25 protein-coding genes and 2 tRNA genes are annotated in these 25,242 nt (G+C 45.3%); 2 read left to right on the top strand and 25 right to left on the bottom strand.

Annotated features, from left to right (window positions below; translation table 11 throughout):
• Positions 1-25 precede the first annotated feature (25 nt).
• The 5 genes from hpt to spoIIE all read right to left on the bottom strand — a co-directional run bounded on the left by hpt (position 26) and on the right by spoIIE (position 6,675).
• Entirely contained in the window at positions 26-574 is a 549-nt protein-coding gene (hpt, locus tag BQ5796_RS02505) for a hypoxanthine phosphoribosyltransferase (RefSeq protein ID WP_071461113.1), read from the bottom strand.
• Entirely contained in the window at positions 555-1,988 is a 1,434-nt protein-coding gene (tilS, locus tag BQ5796_RS02500) for a tRNA lysidine(34) synthetase TilS (RefSeq protein ID WP_071458827.1), read from the bottom strand. The genes hpt and tilS overlap by 20 nt, the downstream gene beginning before the upstream one ends.
• Before the next feature lie 261 nt (positions 1,989-2,249).
• Positions 2,250-3,347: a protein kinase domain-containing protein gene (locus BQ5796_RS02495; protein WP_071458826.1), complete on the bottom strand. Its 1,098-nt coding sequence runs from the start codon at positions 3,345-3,347 to the stop codon at positions 2,250-2,252.
• Positions 3,316-4,053: a VWA domain-containing protein gene (locus BQ5796_RS02490; protein ID WP_071458825.1), complete on the bottom strand. Its 738-nt coding sequence runs from the start codon at positions 4,051-4,053 to the stop codon at positions 3,316-3,318. The genes BQ5796_RS02495 and BQ5796_RS02490 overlap by 32 nt, the downstream gene beginning before the upstream one ends.
• Before the next feature lie 147 nt (positions 4,054-4,200).
• On the bottom strand, positions 4,201-6,675 hold the full coding sequence (gene spoIIE / locus BQ5796_RS02485; RefSeq protein WP_071458824.1) for a stage II sporulation protein E: 2,475 nt from the start codon (positions 6,673-6,675) through the stop codon (positions 4,201-4,203).
• A 249-nt stretch (positions 6,676-6,924) separates the two neighbouring features.
• Between spoIIE and BQ5796_RS02480 the strand changes: the two genes are divergently transcribed.
• A tRNA-Met gene (locus BQ5796_RS02480) sits at positions 6,925-6,998 on the top strand.
• Positions 6,999-7,041: 43 nt separating this feature from the next.
• Positions 7,042-7,113: transfer RNA gene (locus tag BQ5796_RS02475), tRNA-Glu, on the top strand.
• Positions 7,114-7,257: 144 nt separating this feature from the next.
• Here BQ5796_RS02475 and BQ5796_RS02470 read toward each other — a convergent pair.
• From BQ5796_RS02470 to veg, 20 genes are all read right to left on the bottom strand, one after another.
• Positions 7,258-7,698 (bottom strand): S1 domain-containing RNA-binding protein, encoded by a 441-nt coding sequence (locus tag BQ5796_RS02470; RefSeq protein WP_071458823.1) that lies wholly within the window; start codon positions 7,696-7,698, stop codon positions 7,258-7,260.
• An 85-nt stretch (positions 7,699-7,783) separates the two neighbouring features.
• Positions 7,784-8,176, bottom strand: a complete 393-nt coding sequence (locus BQ5796_RS02465) for a septum formation initiator family protein (protein ID WP_071458822.1) — start codon at positions 8,174-8,176, stop codon at positions 7,784-7,786.
• Between the two features lie 15 nt (positions 8,177-8,191).
• Positions 8,192-8,773 (bottom strand): spore cortex biosynthesis protein YabQ, encoded by a 582-nt coding sequence (gene yabQ, locus BQ5796_RS18805; protein ID WP_428839312.1) that lies wholly within the window; start codon positions 8,771-8,773, stop codon positions 8,192-8,194.
• A gap of 47 nt (positions 8,774-8,820) precedes the next feature.
• Entirely contained in the window at positions 8,821-9,123 is a 303-nt protein-coding gene (gene yabP / locus BQ5796_RS02455; protein ID WP_071458820.1) for a sporulation protein YabP, read from the bottom strand.
• 86 nt (positions 9,124-9,209) lie between these two features.
• Positions 9,210-9,476 (bottom strand): RNA-binding S4 domain-containing protein, encoded by a 267-nt coding sequence (locus BQ5796_RS02450; protein ID WP_071458819.1) that lies wholly within the window; start codon positions 9,474-9,476, stop codon positions 9,210-9,212.
• Between the two features lie 21 nt (positions 9,477-9,497).
• A complete protein-coding gene (gene yabN / locus BQ5796_RS02445) occupies positions 9,498-10,964 on the bottom strand; it encodes a bifunctional methyltransferase/pyrophosphohydrolase YabN (RefSeq protein WP_071458818.1) in 1,467 nt (488 codons plus the stop codon).
• Positions 10,961-12,583: a putative polysaccharide biosynthesis protein gene (locus BQ5796_RS02440; protein ID WP_071458817.1), complete on the bottom strand. Its 1,623-nt coding sequence runs from the start codon at positions 12,581-12,583 to the stop codon at positions 10,961-10,963. Before BQ5796_RS02440 ends, yabN begins: the two co-directional genes overlap by 4 nt.
• A gap of 264 nt (positions 12,584-12,847) precedes the next feature.
• Positions 12,848-13,384 carry a stage V sporulation protein T gene (gene spoVT / locus BQ5796_RS02435; RefSeq protein WP_071458816.1) on the bottom strand — a complete coding sequence of 179 codons (537 nt, stop codon included), beginning with the start codon at positions 13,382-13,384 and terminating at the stop codon, positions 12,848-12,850.
• 244 nt (positions 13,385-13,628) lie between these two features.
• Positions 13,629-17,168, bottom strand: a complete 3,540-nt coding sequence (gene mfd / locus BQ5796_RS02430; RefSeq protein ID WP_071458815.1) for a transcription-repair coupling factor — start codon at positions 17,166-17,168, stop codon at positions 13,629-13,631.
• 110 nt (positions 17,169-17,278) lie between these two features.
• Entirely contained in the window at positions 17,279-17,509 is a 231-nt protein-coding gene (gene fin / locus BQ5796_RS02425) for an anti-sigma-F factor Fin (protein WP_071458814.1), read from the bottom strand.
• Between the two features lie 91 nt (positions 17,510-17,600).
• Entirely contained in the window at positions 17,601-18,167 is a 567-nt protein-coding gene (pth, locus tag BQ5796_RS02420) for an aminoacyl-tRNA hydrolase (protein ID WP_071458813.1), read from the bottom strand.
• Positions 18,168-18,232: 65 nt separating this feature from the next.
• Positions 18,233-18,868, bottom strand: a complete 636-nt coding sequence (locus tag BQ5796_RS02415) for a 50S ribosomal protein L25/general stress protein Ctc (RefSeq protein ID WP_071458812.1) — start codon at positions 18,866-18,868, stop codon at positions 18,233-18,235.
• Positions 18,869-19,008: 140 nt separating this feature from the next.
• Positions 19,009-19,965 (bottom strand): ribose-phosphate diphosphokinase, encoded by a 957-nt coding sequence (locus tag BQ5796_RS02410; RefSeq protein ID WP_071458811.1) that lies wholly within the window; start codon positions 19,963-19,965, stop codon positions 19,009-19,011.
• A gap of 16 nt (positions 19,966-19,981) precedes the next feature.
• Positions 19,982-21,355 (bottom strand): bifunctional UDP-N-acetylglucosamine diphosphorylase/glucosamine-1-phosphate N-acetyltransferase GlmU, encoded by a 1,374-nt coding sequence (glmU, locus tag BQ5796_RS02405; RefSeq protein WP_071458810.1) that lies wholly within the window; start codon positions 21,353-21,355, stop codon positions 19,982-19,984.
• 227 nt (positions 21,356-21,582) lie between these two features.
• Entirely contained in the window at positions 21,583-21,873 is a 291-nt protein-coding gene (spoVG, locus tag BQ5796_RS02400) for a septation regulator SpoVG (protein ID WP_071458809.1), read from the bottom strand.
• A gap of 259 nt (positions 21,874-22,132) precedes the next feature.
• Positions 22,133-22,507, bottom strand: coding sequence for a RidA family protein (locus BQ5796_RS02395; RefSeq protein ID WP_071458808.1), 375 nt, complete (start codon positions 22,505-22,507; stop codon positions 22,133-22,135).
• Positions 22,508-22,527: 20 nt separating this feature from the next.
• Positions 22,528-23,349 (bottom strand): pur operon repressor, encoded by an 822-nt coding sequence (gene purR, locus BQ5796_RS02390; RefSeq protein ID WP_071458807.1) that lies wholly within the window; start codon positions 23,347-23,349, stop codon positions 22,528-22,530.
• A 56-nt stretch (positions 23,350-23,405) separates the two neighbouring features.
• Positions 23,406-24,275 (bottom strand): 4-(cytidine 5'-diphospho)-2-C-methyl-D-erythritol kinase, encoded by an 870-nt coding sequence (gene ispE / locus BQ5796_RS02385; RefSeq protein WP_071458806.1) that lies wholly within the window; start codon positions 24,273-24,275, stop codon positions 23,406-23,408.
• A 215-nt stretch (positions 24,276-24,490) separates the two neighbouring features.
• Complete coding sequence (locus BQ5796_RS02380) at positions 24,491-24,670, bottom strand: small, acid-soluble spore protein, alpha/beta type (protein WP_071458805.1); 180 nt, start codon at positions 24,668-24,670, stop codon at positions 24,491-24,493.
• Positions 24,671-24,812: 142 nt separating this feature from the next.
• Positions 24,813-25,076, bottom strand: a complete 264-nt coding sequence (gene veg / locus BQ5796_RS02375) for a biofilm formation stimulator Veg (protein WP_071458804.1) — start codon at positions 25,074-25,076, stop codon at positions 24,813-24,815.
• Positions 25,077-25,242: the final 166 nt, after the last annotated feature.

The following is a 25,242-nucleotide window of genomic DNA, read 5'->3' as shown; positions in this document are numbered from 1 at the left end:
TAGAATCGGTATGTGCTCTTGGAAGCTATTCGCTTTTCGTATAAACTTCCGGCTTCAGTATGCCGATGTATGGAAGGTTGCGGTAACGTTCCGCATAATCCAATCCATAGCCGACAACGAATTCGTCTGGAACAATAAATCCGACGTAATCAGCCGAAATATCCGATTTTCTGCCTGTTGGCTTGTCAAGCAATGTAACAATCTTAATCGTTTTTGCCTTTCGATAGCGGAACAGTTCGACGAGATAGCTTAAAGTAAGGCCACTGTCGATGATATCCTCGATAATAAGGATATCCCTTCCTTCAACAGAAGTGTCAAGATCCTTTAGAATTTTGACCTCCCCAGAAGAAACCGTTGACTTGCCGTAGCTCGATACATCCATAAAATCCATTTCAAGATGGGTATCGATTCGCTTTAGCAGGTCACCCATGAACGGCAACGCGCCTTTCAGCACACCAATTGCTAGTGGAAAGCGGTCTTTGTATTCCTCTGTAAGCTGTGCTGCGAGTTCCTTCGTTTTTGCCTGAATCTCTTCTTCAGAAAAAAGTACTTTTTCAATGTCTTGTTTCATGATTGTTGCGCCCCCTGGAAGAAATCTGCTTAGTATAGAAAAGTTGCATATATTTCCCGCTATCACGGCCGGTCTTTGCTGCAAAACTTGATTTTTTCAGGCCCGGCAGCCATAGGATGCGGCCGTTTCCGTCCGTGACAACTGGCCATTCATCCCTTTCGGTGAGAGGGATTTTTTCGTTAATAAAAATATCTTTTATCTTTTTCGTTCCGCACATACCATGTAATGTCATCCTGTCGCCTGACTTTCGTGTTCTGATAATTAGGGGCCACACGATTTCTGAAGCGTCCAACGTCATGGAATATGCACCTTTTTGTGGGGAGAAGGTGTCTATTTCCCTCGCTTCAATCGCTTCACCTGTTGGCAGAACAATGCTTCCAGGACCATCAAGGCTGTAGCGGTACGGCAGACATTCACTCTTCGCTTCAGAAAGTATAAAATGGCATTTATGGTAAGATCTTTTCACCTTAAGCCCTTTTGGGAAATCAAGTGAACCCGAAGGTTTTTGACTGCAGATGATGGAAAAGATTTCATCGATATGCGAAGCGGAAAGAGAAGAAGGTTTCTCTTCATAAAGATAGTTTAATATTAGTTTAATCCCTCTTCTTTGTAAAGGCATTGGCATTGCAAGGAAAGAAGGGATAAGAAGTGAAATCTTTCCTTTTTGTTTCTCGACCACTTTATTCAACTTCTCTGCGGTTAATTGGGCTAGGTATTCTTCATCTTCCAAAGTTTCCTCACTAAATCTCTGAACGTGCTCATGGACTTTCGGATTTTCATTTTTTAAGAAAGGAAGCACTCTGTGCCGGAATCGGTTCCTGCCATAAACCTCTTTATTATTGCTAGGATCCCTTCTTGGATCAAGGTTGTTCTTACGGCAGTAAGTCTCAATTTCTTCTTTTGTGAGGCACAGAAATGGCCTGACAAGCACTCCACCGGAGAAATTTCGGGAAAACGGTATGCCCGCCCTGGCCTTTCCCGAACTTCCGCGAGTCAGTCTCATCAGTACCGTTTCGAGTTGGTCGTCGCCGTGATGCCCAAGCGCCAGGCATTGAAGCCTGTGGCTATCCATTACCTTTCGATAGACACGGTACCTCAGTTCCCTTGCTGCTTGCTGAGAGCTTAAACCTGTCGCTTTCATATGGGCAGGTACGTCCATTCTTTCCATTTCGAATGGAATGTCCCGTTCCTCACAGAAATTGCGGACGAACAGCCCTTCCTGATAGGACTCTTCCCCTCTGAACATATGGTCGACATGGACTGCAACAAGGCGCAGTTCAAGCCGATTCCTTAAGGTCCAAAGATAGTGGAGCAGAGCGAGTGAATCCGGTCCTCCTGATACTCCGACCGCTATCGATCTTCCATTGAGCTTAAATTCATGTTTTTTTAAAAATGATTGTACTTTTTCTTCTAACATCGAAAGGCCTTCCCTTTGCTTTGATTTCACCTATACCCTGAGCGGTTGGCAGTTAACCATTTCGCCGTACTAGTGTTAGACGTCTGGTAGTGAAGCGCATATTTTGTAGCGTTGCTAATTATTTCACCGTTCGCTAGTCAATATTCAGTAGCTTACCACTAACAGAGCTATTTTTTCAAAGGCTGAAGGCCGGCTTAACAAAACCTTCAAAATTTGGCCTTGTTCTATCTATACGGAATAATCGCGGAAAAGTTTCAAATTTCATACAAGCTGGCTGTATAGATAAAAAAAATATAGAATTGACACAATTGCAAGGATAACTGCAGTCTCGAGCAAGCCGCTTTTCTTTTTTTTATCCGAAGTATGCTGGGCTGATCTCGTTGTCCTTGTTGCCTTGATTGGTTGTGTGGCCGCGGTATGCTTTAAAGGAGATCCTCTCCGTGCAGAATTTCCTGGAAATGCGGCTGTTCCGGTACCAGCGCTTCCTTTCTGCTGATGACGCTTCTTGGAAGAGGATGTGCTTTGATTCTTGGTATGATGGTGGCCGCTTTGCCGGGACGGCTGGATGACTCCAAGAACGCCCTTTCGCATTTCTTCAGCTGATCGGTAGCTTCCAGACAGCGCGCATTCAATGACGTTGCTGTATTTTGTCAGTATAGAGCAGCTGTTCACTGCACCCAGCAACTGGGCTTTCCCGCCTTCTTTCCGGCTGAAACGCTTTGGATAGGCTGCGTTGATTATAATCATAGCCACAGCAAACAAATCATACTGTTCATCCGCTTTCCTGCCGCCAAGACCCCAGTATCCCCTGTCGAAAAATTCAGTAAACTCTTTGATTGCCCGCCCTTTTGGGGTTGTTCCGCCTGTATCGATACATCTTATTCGAGCTGGCGGCCCTGTTACAATAAGATTTTCCGGTTTTAGATCACCAAATATCCAGCCATTCTTATGAAGAACTTGCAAATCTTTTAACAATTGAAGCAAGAGCACATCTAGCCAATCGATGCCTTTTTGCTCCAGAAATTCCAGGAAGCCCGGACCGGAAATGTACTCCATTGCATAGAAAGAGATTCTCCCTTCGGGTGTTTCCCAATCGTCCACATCAAGCAAAGAAGGCCCAAGGGCAGATCCCTGGACCTTAGCAAATGACTTCAGTACATTGACTTCCGATGTGATGGTCAATGGGTCATGGCTAATTTTCAAAGCAGTACGGCCACCGGCGGTTCCTGCGAGATAGACGGTTCCATTCGCTCCGGATCCAAGCTCGTGAATGATGACATATGTATGCTTGTGCCATTTCCCGCAAATAATTGTCCCCTGCTCAATTTTATACGGATTCTTCGAAGGATTGTTCATCATCACTGGAAAGCAGACTCCTTAGTGAGCGTTTTTGGCGGAAGGAAGCTGCTGCTTCACGAATCGCCGGCCCAGTTGGTGTTATTCCGCCAGTTGTTAGCTTTGGGAAGATGGAAGCGAGTTTTTCCAGTCGCGGCGTCCAGTCCAGAAGTTTTTCCGTCTCCGCCCTTTTCCCGGGAAATACTAAAACAGAAAAGCTGTTCTCACCTGACCTTGCGTTAAGGCTGAGGCTCAGGTCCAATAATGCCTCTTTAACCGTTGGAAGCTTATGCTTCATACTTGCACTCGTATCGACTAGAATCATAACTTCCAGTTCCACTGTTTCACCAAGCTCATCCACAACCTCCATGATTTCTCCTCGCTGTTCAGGAGGCAGGTCTTCCATCGTTTTAGACTTTCCAAGTATTTGCTTCAGCTCACTGTTTACGACACCTTGTAACGTCTGTGTCATTGCTTTTCTTGTGACCATCTGGACTGTCTGCGACAGCTGCTGGGAATAGACTACCTGGCTGACACCTCCGCCAGCCGCGGCGATGGATTCTATTTCCGTTAGACCTTTATCGTCAATAGCATCCTGCTCCATAACACCTATCACATTCACCGTAATGCCTTGCTCACTGGCAAGCGCAGCCATTGCAACTGGATCTTCTCCCTTGTTTGAACAACCGTCAGTAATAAGCAAAATTTGCTTCAGCGTTCCCGTCTTCATGGTAATCCCCTTTCAAATGGCTAAATTTGTTACCATTCTCGACGGAAAGGGGAAGAAATATACATTTTGACACTTTAACGCGCCGGGGGTCAGGCACGCTTTGGGGGAGCGGTGCGTTAATGCGGTGATCTCCCTGCCGCTCATGGCTTAAGCTTGTTTTGCTTGCTTTGGCACGGGGATGGATGCCCATTTTGGGATATTATGTTCAATCTTCGCAACCACGACGGTCATATCATCTTCAATCATATTGGAGCGGGAGCGAATAACTTCTTCCATGATAAGATCGGCAATTGATTGCGGGTCATTTGTCTGAAGTTCTTGAATTTTCCTCTTCATCCACAAATCATAGTTTTCGACATGCTTTGGTCCTTCAAACACACCGTCACTCATCATGATTAGCAGGTCTCCTGCCTTTAGCTGTTCACTCACAACGTCTACTTCCACATCCTGCAAAATTCCCATTGGCAGATTGCTCGCCTGGATTTTAATCGTTTTATTTCCACGTTTGATAAAGCTTGGGGTCGAGCCGATTTTGAGAAACCTCGAATAGGCATTCTGCAAATCGATTACTGCAAGGTCGAGAGTGGAGAAAATCTCGTCCGTTGTTCTCAGTGACAGGATTGAATTCACCGACTTGATCGCAACCTTTTCTTCGATGCCCGACTGAAGAATTTGCTGCAAAAGCATAAGGGTCTCCTGGCTTTCGCTGTGGGCGCGTTCACCATTTCCCATCCCGTCGCTGATTGCAATCGCATACTTCCCACCACCAAGCTCGATGGTAGAATAGCTGTCCCCTGAGACAAGATCACCATCCTTTGCCGCATGGGCAACGCCTGTCTGGACAACAAAAGCCTTTGCCGACTTAAAGGTGACCTGGCAGAAACCATTTGGAAACGTGGAACAACGTTCCGAGTTCACAAGGATGGTTTCACCAAGAATATCGGATAGCATTGGTGCAATCAGCTTCTCGCACTCACCGTGACCCCTGCAGTACGGAATCGTCATATCAATGTCCACGCTGCCCTGAGAAAGGCTATAAATCTCCACTTGCTCAATCGCAATGCCAAAATCCTGTAGCGCTCCAAAAATCAATTCCTCCTGCTTATGGTGGTTTTCCCGTTCCCGCTGGATTTCCTTTGCAAAGTCGCCCATCACCTCTGAAACGCCCAATAGCTGCTCCGCAACGATTTTCCTGCTCTCCTGCACTTGCCGCTTCAGCTTCCGGTTCGCCTGAAAAAAAGTAAGCTGCTGCTGCATCACTTCGAAAACTTTCTTAGAGCGTGTGCAGTGTTTCTCCCAATCCCGCGTCAGCTTTGTAGACACATTCCCTCCGTTATTGTCCATTTCGTGCATAATATCCGCCATATAGTCATAGGTTGTATTAAAGCTCCTCACCCAGCAATGGTCCTTTTTAAAACATGTTTGGCATGTCTTTTCCGTCACATTGCTTAGGAAATAATCGATCCCCCTGTCAGACTCTTCATGTTCATCCTGGTCATCAATAGAAGAAAAGCTTTGCGAAAGCGCTTGGAATACATTTGAAAACTGTGAAACCCTCCTTGCCGTAACATCCCTCATTTTTCTCATATACTGCTGCTGTTCCGCCGAATACTCCGGTGTTCCGGGTATATGTTTAGCAATTCTGGACGTCAGCGCACTAGGAGTCAGCAAGAAAATAATTACGGCGGCACCCGATTCCATCAGCGTTTTATTCAGAGCCTCCCCTGCCTCTCCATACATGCCGATCAAGAGAGTCGCTATAAGAAGGCCAACCGCAACTCCCGGCTTCTTGCCTTCCTTCAGCAAGCCGCCTAGCAGTCCAGAAAAGGCTAATAGACTCATATGATAGAAGCTGGTAACATTAGCAAGGCTCAGGATGAGGCCCGTCACAACACCCACAGTGGAGCCGACAGTTGCTCCAGCCACGAAGGAAAAAAGCAAGACGAGGTACCTTGACGTGATATGTTCAACGGAAAGATCATATAAAGACCAACCGATCGTCCCGGTCATTACAGAAGCAAGCATAATGATCAAACAAACGATTTCCTCTGTTTTCAGACTCTGCTTTCGCTTGCCCGCTGTTAACAGAGGTATGCTTTGAAGGAAAATAAGGGTTAAAACAAGCGCTAATCCTGACTCAATTCCTGCCATTGCTGCCCCGTAAATGGACACTCCCCGGGAAACGATGACCATCTCCAACATCTTTTCTATTAAAATTGCTGCAAAAACGTAGAATGGTAATGCCCTGAGCTCGTTCTTCACCAGTTTTCCCAAACTCCGGAACAATACAAGGAATAGAGCAATACTTCCAAATGCTGCTGCTGCCTTCAAGAGGCCTAGAGTTGCCGCTCCTCCAACAAGGCCAAATAAAGCAATCGGTGCTCGATCCTTTTTCAGAAAATATACTGCTCCAAAAAAAGGCAAGGCAAATGGTGCAAGCTTTCCTAGGATGAGGGCCCGTCCAAGCAAAAAACCGATAAATAGAAATATATAGCCTTTCTTTAGGAGGACACTCTCCATTTTAGCCTGCATTCTTTCATAGAAGGTGACTAAATCAAGCTTAGGCTTCACCAGATTAAGGTCCCCAGTCGGGTTCATCATATTCCTCTCCGCATTTTGCATCGTTTCACTCTCCCCGTTTATTTATCATTGGAGTCATTATAAATGTTAGTTTTTCAGAATTTTGTCAAAAGTTCAGACAAGCAACGAAGTTTCTTTCGACGGTTTTCACCTTTCACCCTGATACAACGAGGTATTCTCCTTTTGATAACAAAAAAAACGAAAAAAAGCTCTCTTTATTGAAAATAATGTTGACAGAAAATCATTATCTGGGTAATATATTTCTTGTGCCTCAAATGAGGTTAGTACTTTGGCGGTGTAGCTCAGCTGGCTAGAGCGTACGGTTCATACCCGTAAGGTCGGGGGTTCGATCCCCTCCGCCGCTATCAGACAATATCAAAGTGCTTGTCATAATAGGACAGGCTTATCGGCCCCTTGGTCAAGCGGTTAAGACACCGCCCTTTCACGGCGGTAACACGGGTTCGAATCCCGTAGGGGTCATACCAAATAAAAGCACCGGCAATTTGCCGGTGCTTTTTCTCATCTCGTTTTCTCTTAAATAGAATTGAAAGGATGCTCTTGCTTTCCAAAAAAAAAGCAAGCCGTACGATCGGCCTGCTTCCATATATAGAATTCAGCAACAAGTTACCCTCTTCTAGCCCCTCTGCCGCCACGTTTTGATTCTGTATTACGCTTCAGAGAAGACAAACGGTCTTCACTGTCCTTGAGGAATTTCGCCATTTTGCTTTCGAAATTTTCAGGGCGGGCGTTCCTGCTGTCATTCTGCCTGCCACCATGGCGTGGGCGCTGTGAGTATGGCTTTGATTCGGATCTCTCTGGTCTAGCCGGACGGTCGACTGCCTTCTTGATAGACAAACCAATCTTGCCGTCTTTCTCTACATTGATAACCTTCACTTCTACCATATCGCCGACTTTCAGATGGTCATTGATATCCTTTACATAATTGTCGGCCACTTCACTGATATGGACAAGGCCCGTCGAACCACCCGGCAGCTCCACAAAAGCTCCGAAATTTGTAATCCCTGTTACCTTGCCCTGTAACTTGCTGCCTACTTCAATTGACATAAAAAAATATTTCCTCCTTAAAGAATAAAAAATCAACTTTAAAGTATATTATACCCAATACGAAAAAACAGTGTCAATAAGCCGACTATTCGGATTTTTTTTCCTTTTCATCCTTTGGGAGATTAAAGATGATTTCTCCGTCCTCAGAAAGGAAATAATCTCGTCGGGCTAGCTTGGCTATGTATTCATCGTCATTGAGCTTGACCACTTCTTCTTTCAGCTCTTCTTCCTGCTTTTTCAGCTCTTCCATCTTCTTGTCCAGCTTTTCCTTCTCTGCTTGCTTTTGGGCAAGTGCAGAGGTTTGGGAAAGCATCATAGAGATCATCATATAGGAAACGACCAGTGCGAACGCAGTGAAGACTGCGAGGCGCCTGATTAATAGCTTCCGCCTCCTGGTTTCGGCAATTCCGGCTGTTTCGCGTTGTTGTGTATACTGATTATCGATTGTGGCGACGCCTTTCTTCCTAATGGCACTCATTCCTCGCAGTCCTCCTCATTTTTTATACTTTTTTATCTTTATTATCGTCATGTGCAAGAAGTTATTTAGCTTTTTTATCCATCTTCCTATTTTATTATATAACTTCTTGGTATATATTTGAAACCCTTTCGGCAAAACGTTCCAAATTATCCTTAAAAGTCCTAATACCGGCCTCCATATCAGCTTTAAACACGATAAAACTACAGATAACAGGAATTTCAGCAATGAAACAATACCTCTTCCTGTCAAAAGAACTGCAGAAACCAATAAAAGTGACATTGCCTTAAACGGCTGAACGATCAATAATTGCAGAAGCCTGACAATAAAGCGATAAAGAGAGATGATCATGGAGATCAACATGTCGAGCACTTTAAGAAAAGTCCGCTTGAACAGCGCTTGATATGCCGAAAAGCCGCAAAAAAGCGCAACAAAGACATAGAAGCGCAATTCTCCTTGATTAATGGAAAGAAGCACATAAAAGATCAAGAGCCCCTGGGCTACCCAAAAGAGGATATCGTTGATGAAGACGATCCAGGCGCTCCGCTTTCTGCGCTTCAAAAAACGGTTATAAGTATCAAACGTTGCCCCGAAAAACATCCCCATCCCGATCATGGCAATCATGGTTAGAAACTGGGCAGACAAACTCATCGGAACAGTTTGCTAAAGAATCCTTTAGCCTTCTCCCCATGCTGGTCATCCAGATAGACCAGGTCAAATATTTTTCCTTTAATTGAAACAATCCCTTTATCGACATCAAGATTTTTCATTGTTAAATTTTGACCTTTGATTGCCAAAAATCCCATCACTGTTTCCAACAAGAATTCTTCGTTATCAAAGCTCTCTACTTGCTTTACGCCGCTGATTTCCAGCGTTCTTCGTCCCCTCATGATGACATCATGGTCAGGGACACTGTTTTTCTGCACATTTGAATCATAATATTGGCTCATTGCTTATCCCCCGCAATCTATGCACGATTTGTACATGTATATGGTCTGCGGATAGAAAATAGAACAAGCCTTGAAAGCTCTCTTTATTACTCTTGTTCTGTGATACGCTCTTCTTTTAAAATTGTGTACATTTCAGCCGCTTCCTCTTTCCGGGAATTTTCCTGCAACCTTTCGATCCGTACAGTCACATGCTTCTGCCCGAAGCGAATAACAAGCTCATCGCCTGCCTTTATAGTAGTACCGGCCTTCGCAGTCACCCCATTCACACTGATGCGCCCTTGGTCAGAAACTTCTTTAGCCAGCGTTCTTCTTTTAATTAATCTAGACACCTTTAAAAATTTATCCAATCTCATAAAAATGAAACCTCCAATTTGCTAAAATCCTAGTTTTTTTGCTTCATCCCAAAAAGTATCAAGCTCTTCGAGGGAAAAATCATGGAAATCTTTGCCGCTTTCCCGTACTCTTTTTTCAATATGAGCAAAGCGTTGGACAAACTTGCGGTTCGCTTTATTCAGAGCTTCTTCCGGATTAATGCCATAATGACGGCCAAGGTTAACGAGAACAAACAGCATATCACCATACTCCAGCTCCAAAGCAGCAGGATTGTCTCCTTTTGAGGCTTCTTCATTGAACTCGCTAACTTCTTCCTGAAGCTTGTCGAGCACTGGAGCAATATCTGGCCAATCAAATCCCGTCTTTGCAGCTTCTTTCTGCAGCTCGTAGGCTGCAAGCGTCCTTGGAAGGCCTTTACCGACACCATCAAGCAGGGACTTCTTTGTATCTCCTTTTTCCTCTGCTTTAATTTCCTCCCAATTCTTCAGTACCTCTTCTTCGTTCTCCACAGAAACATTACCAAAAACATGCGGATGCCTACGCACCATTTTTTCGGAAATCGACTCGATCACGTCTTCAATAGAGAAGTAACCGTCATCATCACCGATTTGAGAATGGAGCATCACTTGAAGCAGTACGTCCCCAAGCTCCTCGATCATGTTATCAATATCGCCTGAATCAATTGCATCAATCAGTTCGTACGCTTCTTCAATTAAGTATTTTTTCAGTGAAACATGCGTTTGTTTCCGGTCCCATGGACACCCTTCCGGCCCTCGAAGGGTGCGAATAATCTTCCGGAGCGTGCTAAACTCCCTGTGTAAAAACTGGTCCTTTGCAACCGGCGGAACATAGACGGATGTTAGGTTATCCACCTCTGTCTCTCTGTCCAGCTCGTATAAAGCAACCTTCCGAATGCTCTCCCTGCTGCTTCCGGCCGCCGTTACAATGACAACCTCATGATCATCCGGAAGCTTCTCCATTAAGGATAACTTCACATCAGAAGCAACAAAACGGTCGTAAACTTGGCCGATGACCGTATGCGCGCGAGGGTTGAAATCCTCTATTTCAAGCGCTGTTCCATCGAGCAGCTGGAAGCCTTCCACCGGATCGATTTTGAGCGATTGAAACATAGCGTCAAGGAAGCTTTGGCCCCCGCCGATTTCAATTTCGATTTCCAGCTTTGGCCCGCGTTCAAGAAGAAGCTGAACCGTGAATTCTGCGACAAGCGGGTGTCCAGGAACCGCGTAGACGATCGGTTCGTTTTCCGCATTAGCAAGCAGCGTTTCGGCGATTTCTTCATACACTTCTGAGAAGCTGCTGTGTTTTTCATATATCGAGTCAAATGATTCGAAATGGTAGCCTTCCGCATGCAGCTCTGCAATTGCTGGATGTTCTTTTGTCCGAAGGAAGGTTTTTGTGCTGCTCTTTATCAGCAACTTATATACACCAAACGGCATTTGGGCCAAATCACCGGCACCAAGGCCGATTACAGTAATTTTCTTTTTCATTTTCTGCCTTCTCCTTTATTAGTCGAGAATAGAAACGACAGCCTGCTGCCAAACGGAAGCGCTAGCAAGGACTCTTCTGTCAGCGCCCCTATTTTTGCGGCAGCCGCTAAATATAGCAGCCCGCCAAATGCTACCGCACTAAGTGACTGTGCAGCTGCGGCCAACCTTTCATCCGCCAGGCGGTAAAAGAAATCTGTTGCGTACAAGTACAAGCGCAGGAACAATCCCATCAGGATGGCAGCCGCGATAACTCTTCCAATGAAGCTCGGCAGCAGGAGCCTGCCTCCCATCAGCTTCTCCAGCCTTGCTGCAAGCACGGCAAACACAGCAAGCATCGCCCCTGCTGTCGCCACTGCAGCCCCCATTGTTCCGTTGATGGGAATGAATAACATATTTAACATATACTTTAAACAAAAACCGCCCGCTATCACAAATGCCGTGAATAACGAATATCCCATTCCTTGAAGTATTCCATTAATCGTGATGATCATGGAGCCAAAAAGAATGGCAAAACAAAGTACGCCAAGAACAGCCGAACCGTTATCATTTTCAAAAAGCATGATATTAACCGGCTTTATGATACAAAAAAGGCCGGCAGCAGCGCCTACCCCAACTAGAAGGCTTGTCCCTAAAGCAAGCTTTGTGTTAGCCTTCACTGTTTCCAGCTTTTGTTTTTGCACTGCCGCTGAAATGGCCGGAATGAGTGAAAGGCTGATAGAGGTTGCCACAACGGTCCCTAGCTGAATCAATGGCTGTCCTCTGTCAAAAACCCCTTTCGCAGCTTTCGCTTCCTCTCCTGTTAAACCAAAACTCAGCAACAGATTATACATATTAAAGGAATCAGCCATCTGCATCAAAATAAGAAGCATCCCGCCAACGCTGACCGCAAGCCCTTGAATAGCAAGCAATTTTGCAGCCTCACGAATTTCTCTGGGGGAGCTTTTTTTCATTAGTCCGCTTAACGGCATACTTCTGTTTTTCTTCAAGAAAAAGGCGCCGAGGATCATCGCAGCGACTGCTCCGCCGGTTACCGAGCCAAACACCGCTCCGCTACCCGCATAGTAAAGTGAGTATCCATTATGGACAAAGTAGGCTGACAGCACAAGGATTGTGGCAACCCTAACGAATTGTTCACCCACTTGTGAGACTGCCGTCGGCACCATATTCCCATTCCCTTGGTAATAGCCCCGCATGACGGAGATAAGCGGGAGGAATACACATGCTGCAGCTAAAACGCGAAATAGCAGCCCGAGATGATGGTCGCCCATTCCGTCGGCAAGCCCGTCCGAGCCTATATAGAAAAACAGAGCAAGCATTAGTCCAAAAGCAAAAATAATTTTAATCGATGCGCCGATAAATCTTAACGCCCCGTCACTGTCCCCCACCGCCTGTTTCTCGGCATATACTTTCGAAACAACAACAGGGAACCCATAAGTAGAGAGCACAAGGAGCGCACCGTAAAAAGGATACACCTGCTGATAAATATAAAAACCAACATCCCCAACGATATTTTGGAAAGGTACGCGATAGACGGCGCTCAAAATTTTGGTCGCCAATGCCGCCAGCGTAAGGATCATCGCACCCTTTAAAAGTTCATTAGATTCTGTAACGGGCTTCATCGCCCAGCTCCTTCCATCCTAGCATCCCAAGTATTATAACATAAAGAATCCTTGCTTTCCCCGGCGATAAATCCAAATAAAGGGAGTTTCTTTGTTAAATTGGATGCTTCACTTTGCGCGAATACCACTCGGTAGATAAAATAAAAAGTCATTCTTCTATCAGAAACCGGAAAGAAGAATGACTTTTTGGTGGAGTAAGAAAAAGTTCTAACTCCCTATAGATTTTCAGTGGTCTCAAATCGTTCTTGACCACTTCCACATTTCTTACTGCTCCATTTGCCTTGCTAAGAAACCTGCAGCTGTTTCTACTGCTTTTTGCTCGACATCGCCGAGGGAGCCTTCTTTAGAGAAGATGATAACTGCGCCAATCGGGTCGCCGTTTGCAATGATCGGCCCAATGGTATAAGCGGAAACTGTTTCATCGGCTCCTTCAACAAGCGCGATGGTACTCTGCTGGTCTACGATGACGGAGCCACGGTCCTCCATTGTCTTTTCGACAAGATCACTGATGTTTTTATTCATATAATCTTTCTTGGAACCACCGGCCATTGCAATGTATGTATCCCTATCGCAAATAAGAACCGGATTTCCAAGGCTGTCATAAAGTGCTTCTGCATATTCTCTGGCGAAATCACCCAACTCACTGATTGGCGAATACTTCTTCAGGATGACTTCTCCATCCCTGTCCACAAAAATTTCAAGCGGATCTCCTTCGCGAATGCGAAGCGTTCTCCGGATTTCTTTCGGAATAACCACCCGACCTAAATCATCGATTCGACGAACAATACCTGTTGCTTTCATCAACGTTGCCTCACTTTCATCTGGTGATTAATGACGGGAGCCGTGGAGCCTTTATTCACAGCCCCTGCCAAGTTTGAACTTAGTATCTTTCATATGGAAATTTCTATACACCTGCAAATATTTTTTCTGAGGGGAGATATTCATGCCAAAAACGGTTAAACCTTCCAGTAAGAACCTTTGTGTTTGAATTACCCTGTTTTCCTATACATGAAACCTTTTCCAGTTTTACAGTTGTATTACATTCTCAAGATACGCTGTTCTTCGGTTCCTCAACAGAATCATGCAGGCCTTTTACCATATCGAATACGAGGTTAAGCCATTTTTCTTGTTCTATGCCTTTTGTATGGATCGCCATTTTCAGTTTTTTTCCTTCCATACCTATGGAAATCGCTCTCCTGTGCACGCTCGTCAATTTAAAAATCTTTTGCCCGTCTATCCTGCTGCTGCCATCCTCTGAAACAAGGATGATAACTTCCTGCTTAGACTGCTTGATTGATTCTACCCCAGCAGTTTCCGCAAACATTTTTAATTCTGCCACCTTGAACAGATTTCCTACTTCTCCTGGATAATCTCCGAAACGGTCTGTCATTTCCTCTTTTAGGTCATCGATATCAGGGAACCCGGAAATGCCGCGGAAGCGTTTGTACATTTCGATTTTTTGATGACCGTCTGGAATGTAGCTGTCCGGTATATATGCGTCCACCTCAAGATCAATTTCCACTTGCTGCCTTTTTGGTGCTTGATCGCGAAGATCCTTGCGCTCTTCGATTGCTTCCTTGAGCATTTGGGAATACAAATCAAAACCTACAGAATCAATGAATCCATGCTGTTCGGCACCGAGGAGGTTTCCTGCTCCACGGATGGATAAATCGCGCATCGCGATTTTAAAACCAGATCCGAGTTCAGTGAATTCCTTGATAGACTGCAGCCGTTTTTCCGCCACTTCCGTCAAGACTTTATCCTTTCGATAGGTGAAGTATGCATAGGCAACCCTGTTTGAGCGGCCAACACGCCCCCTGAGCTGATAGAGCTGGGACAAGCCCATCTTGTCTGCATCATTAACAATCAGCGTGTTAACATTCGGAATATCAACACCTGTCTCAATGATCGTTGTGCTGACAAGGACATCGAATTCTCCTTCCAGGAACCCCAGCATTACGGATTCCAGCTCATTCTCTGTCATTTTTCCATGCGCATACGTGACCCTCGCATCAGGGACGAGCATCGAAATTTCCTCTGCCTTCCGCTCGATATCCTCGACGCGGTTATAGAGAAAATATACCTGCCCGTCGCGTGCAAGCTCCCGCTCAATTGCTTCGCGGACAAGGCCTCCGTTATACTCCATCACATACGTCTGGACAGGAAAGCGATTTTCCGGTGGTGTCTCGATAACAGAAAGGTCGCGCACTCCAAGCATGGACATATGAAGCGTGCGCGGAATCGGTGTTGCCGTCAGTGTCAAAACGTCCACATTTGTTTTCAGCTGCTTAATTTTTTCTTTATGCGTCACACCGAAACGTTGCTCTTCATCAATGATGAGAAGGCCAAGATCCCGGTAGCTGATATCCTTCGACAGGATGCGATGCGTTCCTACCACAATATCCACGCTGCCGGCTTTCAATCCTTTGATCGTTTCATTCTGCTGCTTCCTCGTTTTAAAGCGGCTAAGAAGGCCAATATTGATAGGATAATCCTGGAATCTTTCCCTCATGGTTTCATAATGCTGCTGTGCAAGGATGGTGGTTGGAACAAGGAAAGCTACTTGCTTTCCGTCTGCAATCGCCTTGAAGGCAGCCCTGATCGCCACCTCGGTCTTCCCATAACCGACATCTCCGCATAGAAGACGGTCCATTGGCCGCTGTTTTTCCATATCCTTTTTGATTTCATGGATGGACCTGATTTGATCCTCTGTCTCCTGGTATGGAAAAGAAATCTCAAATTCACGCTGCATATCGCCATCCGGTGAAAAAGCATACCCTACGCTTGCTTCTCTTTCAGCATACAGCTTGATCAAATCGTCTGCTATGTTTTGTACGGAAGAATGGACCTTGCTCTTCACACGTTTCCAGTCACTGCCGCCAAGCTTGTAAATTTTCGGTTCTTTCCCTTCCGAACCGACATACTTTTGCACTAGGTTAATTTGCTCGACAGGAACGTAAAGCTTATCTGTCCCCTGATAGCGAATGTGAAGATAATCCTTATGGATGCCATTGATGATAAGTGTCTCAATTCCTAGATACTTCCCGATTCCGTGGTTGACATGGACAACATAGTCCCCTGCCTTCAGCTCGGAATAGCTTTTAATTCGCTCCGCATTGGACAGCTTTTGACGGCGAGGCGTCTTTTTAGACTTTTTATTAAATAACTCTTCTTCCGTAATAACTGCAAGCTTTTGGATTGGCATCTCGAAACCAGTATTCAGGCTGCCTTGAAGTATTTGGGAATGCCCTTGGAGCAGAGGCTTGTTCTCCTCCATCTTCACAGCCGTCATTTCGTAATCTTCCAGCACTCTTTCCAGCTTTCCTGTCCGTTCGTTATCTGCACCGAGAAAAACAACTGTATAGCCGCCTTTTTTCCAACGCTCAAGTTCACCCTTCAACAGGTTCATCTGGCCGTGGAAACTCTGCATTGGCTTGCAGGAAACATTCACGATATTCTGGGGACTCGTGTTCATCACATGCCTCAGAAAAAGAGACAAATAGATAACAGGGCGATTCCCTTGACCAATAAGACTAGACAGGCTATGCGATACCTTTAAATCATGCAAAATCTGGCCTTCAGCTAGCAGACTTGTTTGCCATTCTGCTTCTTCCTTGCCTAAGGTTTCCGTCATTTCCTGAACCCTTCCAGGCTCATCAATGAATACGACACCCTTCTCGGGCAAGTAATCTAGCAAACTTTGAGGCTTTTCGTATGCCAGCGACAAGTATTTGAATAGCTGCTCAGGCTTCTGTCCGCTTCGAAGCTGCTCGAGTTCATGTCCGATGTTCTGGGCGAGCAGGTTCCTCGCCTTTTCATCCTTCAGCCTTTTCAAGCTTCCAGCTAATCCAGTCTCAAGCTTTTCACCAAGCCTTTTCATATCCTCCTGTTCCACTGGGTTCTCGGTTGCAGGACCGATAGAAACTTCCATCAGCTTTCCTGTTGAACGCTGATCTTCAAGAGAAAATGAACGGATGGAGTCAATATCCGTATCGAATAACTCAATTCGCAGCGGCTCAGCAGCAGTGAGCGGATAAATGTCAATGATTCCGCCCCTAACGCTGAATTCTCCCGGCGAAGAAACCATGGGAACCCTTGAATATCCCATGCTGACAAACTTCCTCAGCACTTCCTCTAAATCAATCTCGTCGCCAACGGAAAAATGAAGCTGAAAACGAGACCATAAATCCTTCGGTGGAAGCAGTTTCCTAACACCCGCTACTGGTGCAATAACAATCCCTTTTCCTTTGGCCATCAGCTGATTCAGCACATCGATGCGCTGCGCTCTCAGTTCCGGGGAGGATATACTCAGTTCCGCTGCAATCAGTTCATTCGCCGGATAAAGGAAGACTCGTTCTTCCCCTGCTAGATTGGCTATATCATCATATAGCTTCTGAGCCTGCAGCAGGTTATGTGTGACCACAAGCGCCGGCCTGTCCGCCTGTTCGAGCACCGATGCTAAAAAGACGGTCCGGGCTGAGCCCGCAAGGCCCGCGACAAGCTGTTCTTTCAATCCCCCGTTCACTCCAGCGACGACCGAATTGACGTCATCCTGCCGACTAAACAGAGCTTTAAGTCCCTGCATCCCAACCTCTCCCTTTTTCTATAAATTATGCGATATGGGTCTTTTTTACCCAACACTTTCGTTCCATTAAAAAACAGAAAAATGCTTTGGATGGCAATGTCCAAAGCTTTTCAGTGAATCAGGTAATCATGCTCATGGAAGTCCGGATTTCTGTCCAACGCTTCCTGGCAATCTTCACAGATTGACTTTATATGAATATCCCCGCTTCCTTCATACGAAACCATTTCTTGCCGCTCAGCATCCGTGAGCTTGTCGATGCCAAGAGAGCCACTGTCATAGGAGATGTTCTCCAATGAGCCGATTTTCACTCCGCAGTGGCGGCAATGATAGTGGATTGCCATGCCTGTCCCTCCCGTTCATTCTATTAGCCTTATTATTGGCCTTTTGGGAGAAACTTATTCATCTAGCATATCATATGTGAAAGCTCAATGGTTATGACTGCTGGTTGAATTCGTTCATCACTTTAAGGAACGGTTCATTTAGCCATAGCTCGCACGCTTTAGCACTCTTTTTGGCTGCTTCCTGCATTCCTGCCTGTTCCTCAGGAGTGAACCTTCCAAGCACATAATCCACGACTGCCATACCGTTCTGCGGCCTGCTGATTCCGACGCGGATCCGTTTGAACTCTTGAGTGCCAACATGGGCGATAGTTGATTTAATGCCGTTGTGTCCGCCTGCTCCGCCTTTTTCACGGAGCCTGATTCTCCCAGTAGGCAAATCCAGATCATCATAGATGACAAGCAAATCCTCAGGAGGAATATCATAGTAATCCATCAGCGGGCGAATGGATTCCCCTGACAGATTCATATAGGTAAGAGGTTTTAATAAGATTACCTTCTCCCCGTTCAAGATTCCTGCTCCAAACACCCCTTTGAATTTTGCCTGATTCAGAGGAATATTGAAACGGCGGGATACTTCATCTACCACTTCAAATCCGATATTGTGGCGTGTACGTTCGTATTGCTTCCCCGGATTTCCCAATCCCACGATCAATTTCATTGTAAGAATCTCCACCTTTGCTTCTACATCAAAAGACGTAACCGGAGGTTACGTCCATTTTTCTTTTACTCGCTAGCTTTTGTTTCCCTGCCCTCTTCATTCTCCGGGGTGCCTGATTCTTGTTGTTCCCCGCTGTTGATTTCTTCTTCCTGTTTCGGAGGGAGGATGGATAGTATCACTTGCTCCTCGTCATCCTGTATCTCAAAATTAGCATTGCCTTGCTTTATGTCTGCGACAGTAAGGTTCTCCCCTACCTGCAGCCCTGTAATATCCACATCGATAGTCTGAGGGATATTATTCGGTGTCGCTGTAATGGAAAGCTCATGGATTGGCTGCTGCAGGACACCGCCATCCTTCACTCCCGCAGCTGTACCTATTAGGTTAATCCTAACATTCGCGCTTACTTCAGTGGACATGTCCACTGCAAGGAAGTCCGCATGCAAAATCGCACCATTGATTGCATCTTCCTGATAATCACTCAGAATGACATTCTGGCCGTTGCCGTCAAGGCTAAGGGAAATAACTCCATTTCGGCCAACCTCACGGATCGTTTTCTGGAATTCAGAACCATCCACATAGACAGGTTTGCTTTCCACTTTCCTTCCATACACAACAGCAGGTATTTGCCCTTCTCTCCTAAGCTTCCGTGAACCGGATTTTCTTAAATCTGTTCGTTCATTTGCATTCAATACTGAGCTCATATAAAGATCCCCTTCCATATATTGAATGATGGCTCTTTATAAAAAATGCCCTAAAACGGGAAGATTTAAACCCGCAAACGATTCCTACAGTATTGTTTGCAGTTCAAGGCTTGCTTATAAGCAAGCCTTGGAACAATAATTTAATCGAACAAAGTGCTGACAGACTGCTCTTCGTGAACACGAATGATTGCTTCCCCGATAAGAGGAGCTACTGATAATTCGACAACTTTTCCGATGCGCTTTTCATCTTCTAGCGCAATCGTATTTGTAACGACCAATTCCTTAATCTTAGACTGCTCGATACGTTCGATAGCAGGTCCTGAAAGTACTGGGTGCGAGCAGCATGCATAAACTTCAAGCGCGCCGTTCTCGACTAGCGCATTTGCAGCTAGCGTGATGGTTCCAGCTGTATCGATAATATCATCGATCAAAATAGCAACCTTGCCTTCGATGTTGCCGACAATATTCATTACTTCAGCAACATTTGGCCTTGGGCGACGCTTATCGATGATAGCAATTGGTGCCTTCAGGCGTTCTGCCATCTTACGAGCTCTTGTTACTCCGCCGTGGTCTGGCGATACAATGACAATGTCTTCCCCGCGCATTTTTTCCTTGAAATACTCAGCCAAAATTGGCACACCCATCAGGTGATCGATAGGAATATCGAAGAATCCTTGGATTTGCGGTGCATGGAGGTCAAGAGTAATCACACGTGTTGCTCCTGCAGTTTCCAATAGGTTTGCTACGAGCTTTGCAGTGATTGGTTCACGCGCGCGAGCCTTGCGATCCTGGCGGGCATAGCCATAGTACGGCATAACGATATTGATCGTTTTTGCAGATGCACGTTTCAAAGCGTCAATCATGATTAACAGCTCCATGATATGCTCATTAACAGCAGAGCTTGTAGATTGAATGACAAATACATCGCCGCCGCGGATGCTTTCTTCGATATTGATTTGGATTTCGCCATCGCTGAAGCGGGAAACGGAGCACTTTCCGAGCTCCACACCAATTACTTTCGCTATTTCTTCTGCAAGCCCCGGGTTTGAGTTCAGGCTAAATACTTTTAAATTAGGGTCTAAATACTGGTTTGACATCATGAACCTCCAAGTTTTATTTCCGTACATTCATTCTTTCGACATAATTCTCTTTGTTCACCTGGCGAGCTCGAGCAATAGCAAGCGCTTCCCCAGGAACGTCGTCCGTTACCGTGGAGCCTGCTGCTACATATGCTCCTTTTCCTACCGTTACTGGTGCGACGAGGTTAGAGTTGCAGCCAATGAAAACACCGTCTTCAATCTTGGTCAGGTATTTATTTTTGCCGTCATAATTAACGGTAATGGAACCGCAGCCGATATTTACATCGCTGCCTACTTCCGCATCTCCAATATAGCTGAGGTGCGATGCCTTGCTTCCTTTGCCAAACACAGCCTTTTTGATTTCAACAAAGTTCCCGATTTTCACATCATCAAAGATTTGCGATTGCGGGCGAATGTGCGCGAATGGTCCGATAGCCACATTATTGCCGACACTGCTGTCAAACACTGCCGATTGCCGAATTACCGTCCGGTCCCCGACAGCAGAGTTGCTGATTTCAGAATTCGGTCCAATAAGGCATTCTTCACCAATTCTTGCTCCTCCAGAAATGACGGTTCCAGGTTGGATGACCGTATCTCTTCCGATAATAGAATCCGCATCAATATAAGTACCTGCCGGATCAATGATGGTCACGCCGTTTCTCATATGCTTCTCATTGATTCTTTTCCTCATGAGGCGCTCTGCTTCCGCTAGGGCGACTCGGTCATTGACACCCATCGTTTCGTCAAAGTCTTTCGTCACATATGCTGAAACGATTTCGCCCTGCTTTTTGAGAATCTCGATGACATCTGGCAAATAATACTCTCCTTGCACATTATCATTCGATACATCTGCAAGTGCTTCAAAAAGCGATTTGTTGTCAAAGCAGTAAGTGCCCGTGTTGATTTCACCGATTTTCCGTTCTTCTTCGGTTGCATCCTTGTGCTCAACAATTTTTTCAACTAGCCCAGCATCATTCCGTACAATTCGGCCATATCCCGTTGGATTATCCGTGCGCGCAGTCAAAACAGTGGCTTTGGCATTGTGCTCTTCGTGATGCTGAAAAAGCGCTTCCATAGTGTCAGCAGTGATCAGCGGGGTATCGCCGCATACGATAAGGGTGAGTCCTTCTTTGCCGCCAAGGATGTCCTTAGACTGCAGAACTGCATGCGCTGTTCCAAGCTGTTCTTCCTGCAGAGCATACTCACTTTTTTCACCAAGCGTTGCCTTGACCTTTTCAGCGCCGTGGCCTACGATGGTGACAGTTTCCTTTATCTCAAGACTTCTTACTTGGTCAATTACATGCTCAACCATCGGCTTGCCGCACACTGGGTGAAGAACTTTGTATAGCTTCGACTTCATTCTTGTCCCTTGTCCGGCTGCTAAGATGATTGCATAACGATTAGACATCAGCAGGCCTCCAATATTACCTTTTTATCCATAAAGAATATATCCTAAATAACGTTTCATTTCAACAAATGATAGCCATGTGAAACATTTAACAATTATGCTTTAAACGTGACGTGACGCTTTTATCTGAAAAAAAATAAAAAGTGAGGTTTATTTGGAGAACGAGCGGGGTATAAAAAAAAGAGCCTTACTTTTGAAGTAGGCCCCCCTTGAATGTCTTTTTCTCTCTATGATGCGCCGGCTTCTTCAAATTCCACATCAAGTTCACCTAAACGATGATACTCTGCCAAGACTACTTCTTGGATTTTGCCACGTGTACCAGAATTGATTGGATGGGCAATATCCCTAAACTCACCGTCTGGTGTCCGTTTGCTCGGCATTGCAACAAACAAACCGTTATTTCCATCAATGACACGAATATCGTGAACCACGAATTCATTATCAAGGGTAATGGAAGCAATGGCTCTCATCCGTCCATCTGTATTCACCCGACGCAGCCTTACGTCAGTTACTTCCATTTTATTCACCACCTTTGCGAATAGATAGAATCTATGATAATTAATTCCACAAAGAAAATGGTTTTCCTGCTAAGGTCGGGAAAATTTTTTGGCAATTTGGTGAACTTGTACCAAATTGCCTATTCTAGCACGTATTTAACAATAAAACGGCAATGGCTTGTTTATCTACAGTAACATCCACTATTGTCCTTCTAGAACTTAATTTGAAAATCCAAAGTCTGCAGGCTATCGTCCGCAACTAAAAAAAAAGAACGCTCGTTTATTTTACGAGCGCTACTGCTTCAATTTCCACAAGAGCACCATTGGGCAGCCCGCTGACTTCCACGGTAGAGCGCGCCGGCTTATGCGAACCAAAGTACTCTGCGTATACTTCATTTAATTTAGCGAATTCATCCATATTTTTGATGAATACAGTTGTTTTCACAACCGTTTCAAGTGAAGCTCCAGCAGCCTCTAAGACCGCCGAAAGATTTTTCAGTACTTGATGTGCCTGTTCCTTAATACCGCCTCCTACCATATCTCCTGCTGGCGTAAGGGATATTTGACCAGAACTGAAAAACAAATTGTTGACGACAATACCTTGTGAATAAGGCCCGATTGCCGCTGGTGCTGAGTTTGTATGAATTCTTTCCATTCTTTCCACCCCTAAGGTTATTATTTTCTTGAAAAGTAATTCCCTTCACTGACGGTGATCTTCCTATCCTTGACATCGACATCTGACAAGCGGACAAGCGATAAGTAATCATCAATTAGACGTTCCTCAATATTTTCCGACTCAACAAGGACTGCAATCCCCGCGACACGCGCGTTGAACTCCTCAAGCATATTCACCATTCCGTTAACAGTGCCGCCTGCTTTCATAAAGTCATCGACGATAAGCACTCTTGATCCTTGAGGAAGGCTTCGTTTGGATAGGACCATTGTTTGAATCCTCTTCGATGAACCAGAAACATAATTAATGCTGACAGTGGAGCCTTCCGTTACTTTTGGATCCCTTCTGACAATGACAACTGGCACATTGAGTAAGCCTGCAACAGCATAAGCAATCGGGATTCCTTTCGTTGCAACTGTCATAACGAAATCAATGGCCGGCCCTGCGTATGCGGAAGCAATCACCCTTCCTACTCTTTTAACAATCGATGGATCGCCGAGGATGTCATTCATGTAGAGATAGCCGCCCGGCAGCAGCCGCTCAGGGCTTTCCATTATTTCAACCAATTCCTTAATCAATTCTTTTGCTTCCTCATCCGATGCATGTACATGGAACTTTACTCCTCCCGCTGCGCCTGGTACGGTCTGGAGAATCCCGATTCCTCTCTGCTCGAAAGTTTCCTTGATAATCCCGAGATCTTCGCTGATAGATGACTTGGCCGAACCGTATTTCTCAGCAAAATATGTCAGAGGAACAAGTTCCTTCGGGTGATCCATCAGGTAATTTGTCATGTCGATCAATCGTTCACTGCGCCGAAATTTCATTAGCGAACCCCCAAAGCCCGAATATTCTAAACTAAATATAACACTAATATCCGGGTTTAATCAAGACTATGCTTTTCTCCAATCATCCTGACAGCAAATACTTGGTCACAAAAGCCCCTTAGACCATTGTATACACGATGCATTCTGGAATCGTGTTCCATAAGACCGAAGACAGTAGGACCGCTGCCGCTCATCAGAACAGCATCCGCACCGAACCGCTGCATCTGTTCTTTAATTTGAGCCACTTCCGGATGCAGTGTCAGGGTAACACCCTCCAGAACATTTCCAACGCTTCTGCACATCCTGCTGAAATCATCCATCTCAATTGCGGCGATCATTTCCTTCGTGTCAGGGTGACTGATTTTTTCGATATTCAGCCTCCGGTAAATCTCAGCAGTGGAAACCCCTATGAACGGCTTGGCAAGGACAACCCAGCATGTTGGCGGCGAAGGAAGATGCTCGATTTTTTCCCCTCTTCCTGTTGCAAGGGCCGTTCCTCCGTACACACAAAAAGAAACATCCGAACCAAGTTCAGCCCCTAGTTCGGCCAGCTCATCCATGGATAAACCTAGGTTCCAGAGTTTATTCAATCCTCTAAGCGTCGCTGCTGCATCACTGCTCCCTCCTGCTAGTCCCGCAGCCACAGGGATAATTTTATCAATCGTAATGGAGACGCCCATTTTCACCCCAAATCTTTCCTTTAGGAGCATGGCTGCCTGAAAGGCGAGGTTTCTTTGGTCATCGGGCACGTACCGGTTTTCTGAATTAATTTGGACTTTATTGGACTCGAGAAGCGCTAGCTCGACACGATCCGCCAGATCAATGGTTGTCATGACCATTTCTACTTCATGATAGCCATCGGGCCTTTTATATAAGACATCAAGCGATAAATTTATTTTAGCCGGAGCTTTGACTGAAAGCTTCAATTCTTTCACCTACTTTGGGCAAATTTCAACGATGCCAGTTTTTGTCCTATTTTACCACAAAAATGCGAGCGGCAGACGGTTTACGGTGAAAGAATCGCTATATAGCTTGCGATGAATAAAATAATGCCGGAGCGATTGCTCCGGCTTGCCGCATTTGCTTATTTTTATTCGGTAATGCTGTTGCTTTTAAAGAAAGTCCAGTGAAGCCTCCTAGGTCAGCGCTTCTGTTCCATCAGCTGCTGCTCAGCGATTTCAATCGCTCGCTTGACCATGTTCCCTGCATCCCTTGCACGGATGCCGCCCCAGCCTTCACGCTGGACCACATCGTAGAATCCAAGTTCTTTTGCAAGCTCCTCTTTAAAGCCTTCAGACATGACTCCCCTTTTTCTGCCCACAGGAATCCCTCCTAAAAGCAAAGCGGCAGTCTTATTATGAAATAAAACTGCCTGTGGCATTCATGTTTGGTACCAGCATTTTTTTGCCGGACAAATTAAAAAGCAGCAAACGCTTGTCCACTGCCAATTAAATCAATCCCTCTTAACTAAGGACGATGTTTCCTGCTGCATCTTCATAGAAAGTAATTTGTACCGTCTCCGTCAAAACATCCGCGTAGCTGTACGATACACGCTCAAACGCATTTTCATCCTGGTCCAGTTCAATTACAAAGACAGAAGGATAAGTTTCAGCCAAAACGCCGGAACGTTCAATCGTCTTCCTGCGTCCACCGTTCGCTTTCAGCAAAAGTCTTTTTCCTAAATTTGAATCAAGAGCTTTTTTGATATCCGATAATGTTTTTGGCATTCGGTCCACCTCACTATGTCAAGTATAACATACTAACACAACTTCGTCAAATAAAAACATAAATTATATCAGTACATAAAAATAATTGTCAATATTTTTTCTTCGTTTTTTTCTTCTGTTTTTCAACATTTTTATGGTTTCCCTTCTTCTGCAAAAATATGTAACC

Origin of the sequence: Bacillus massilinigeriensis (genome assembly GCF_900111815.1) — a bacterium.
Lineage (GTDB): Bacteria > Bacillota > Bacilli > Bacillales > Cytobacillaceae > Mesobacillus_C > Mesobacillus_C mediterraneensis.
The sequence above is the reverse complement of the archived record's forward strand: the minus strand, read 5'-3'. Positions and strand labels throughout refer to the sequence as shown.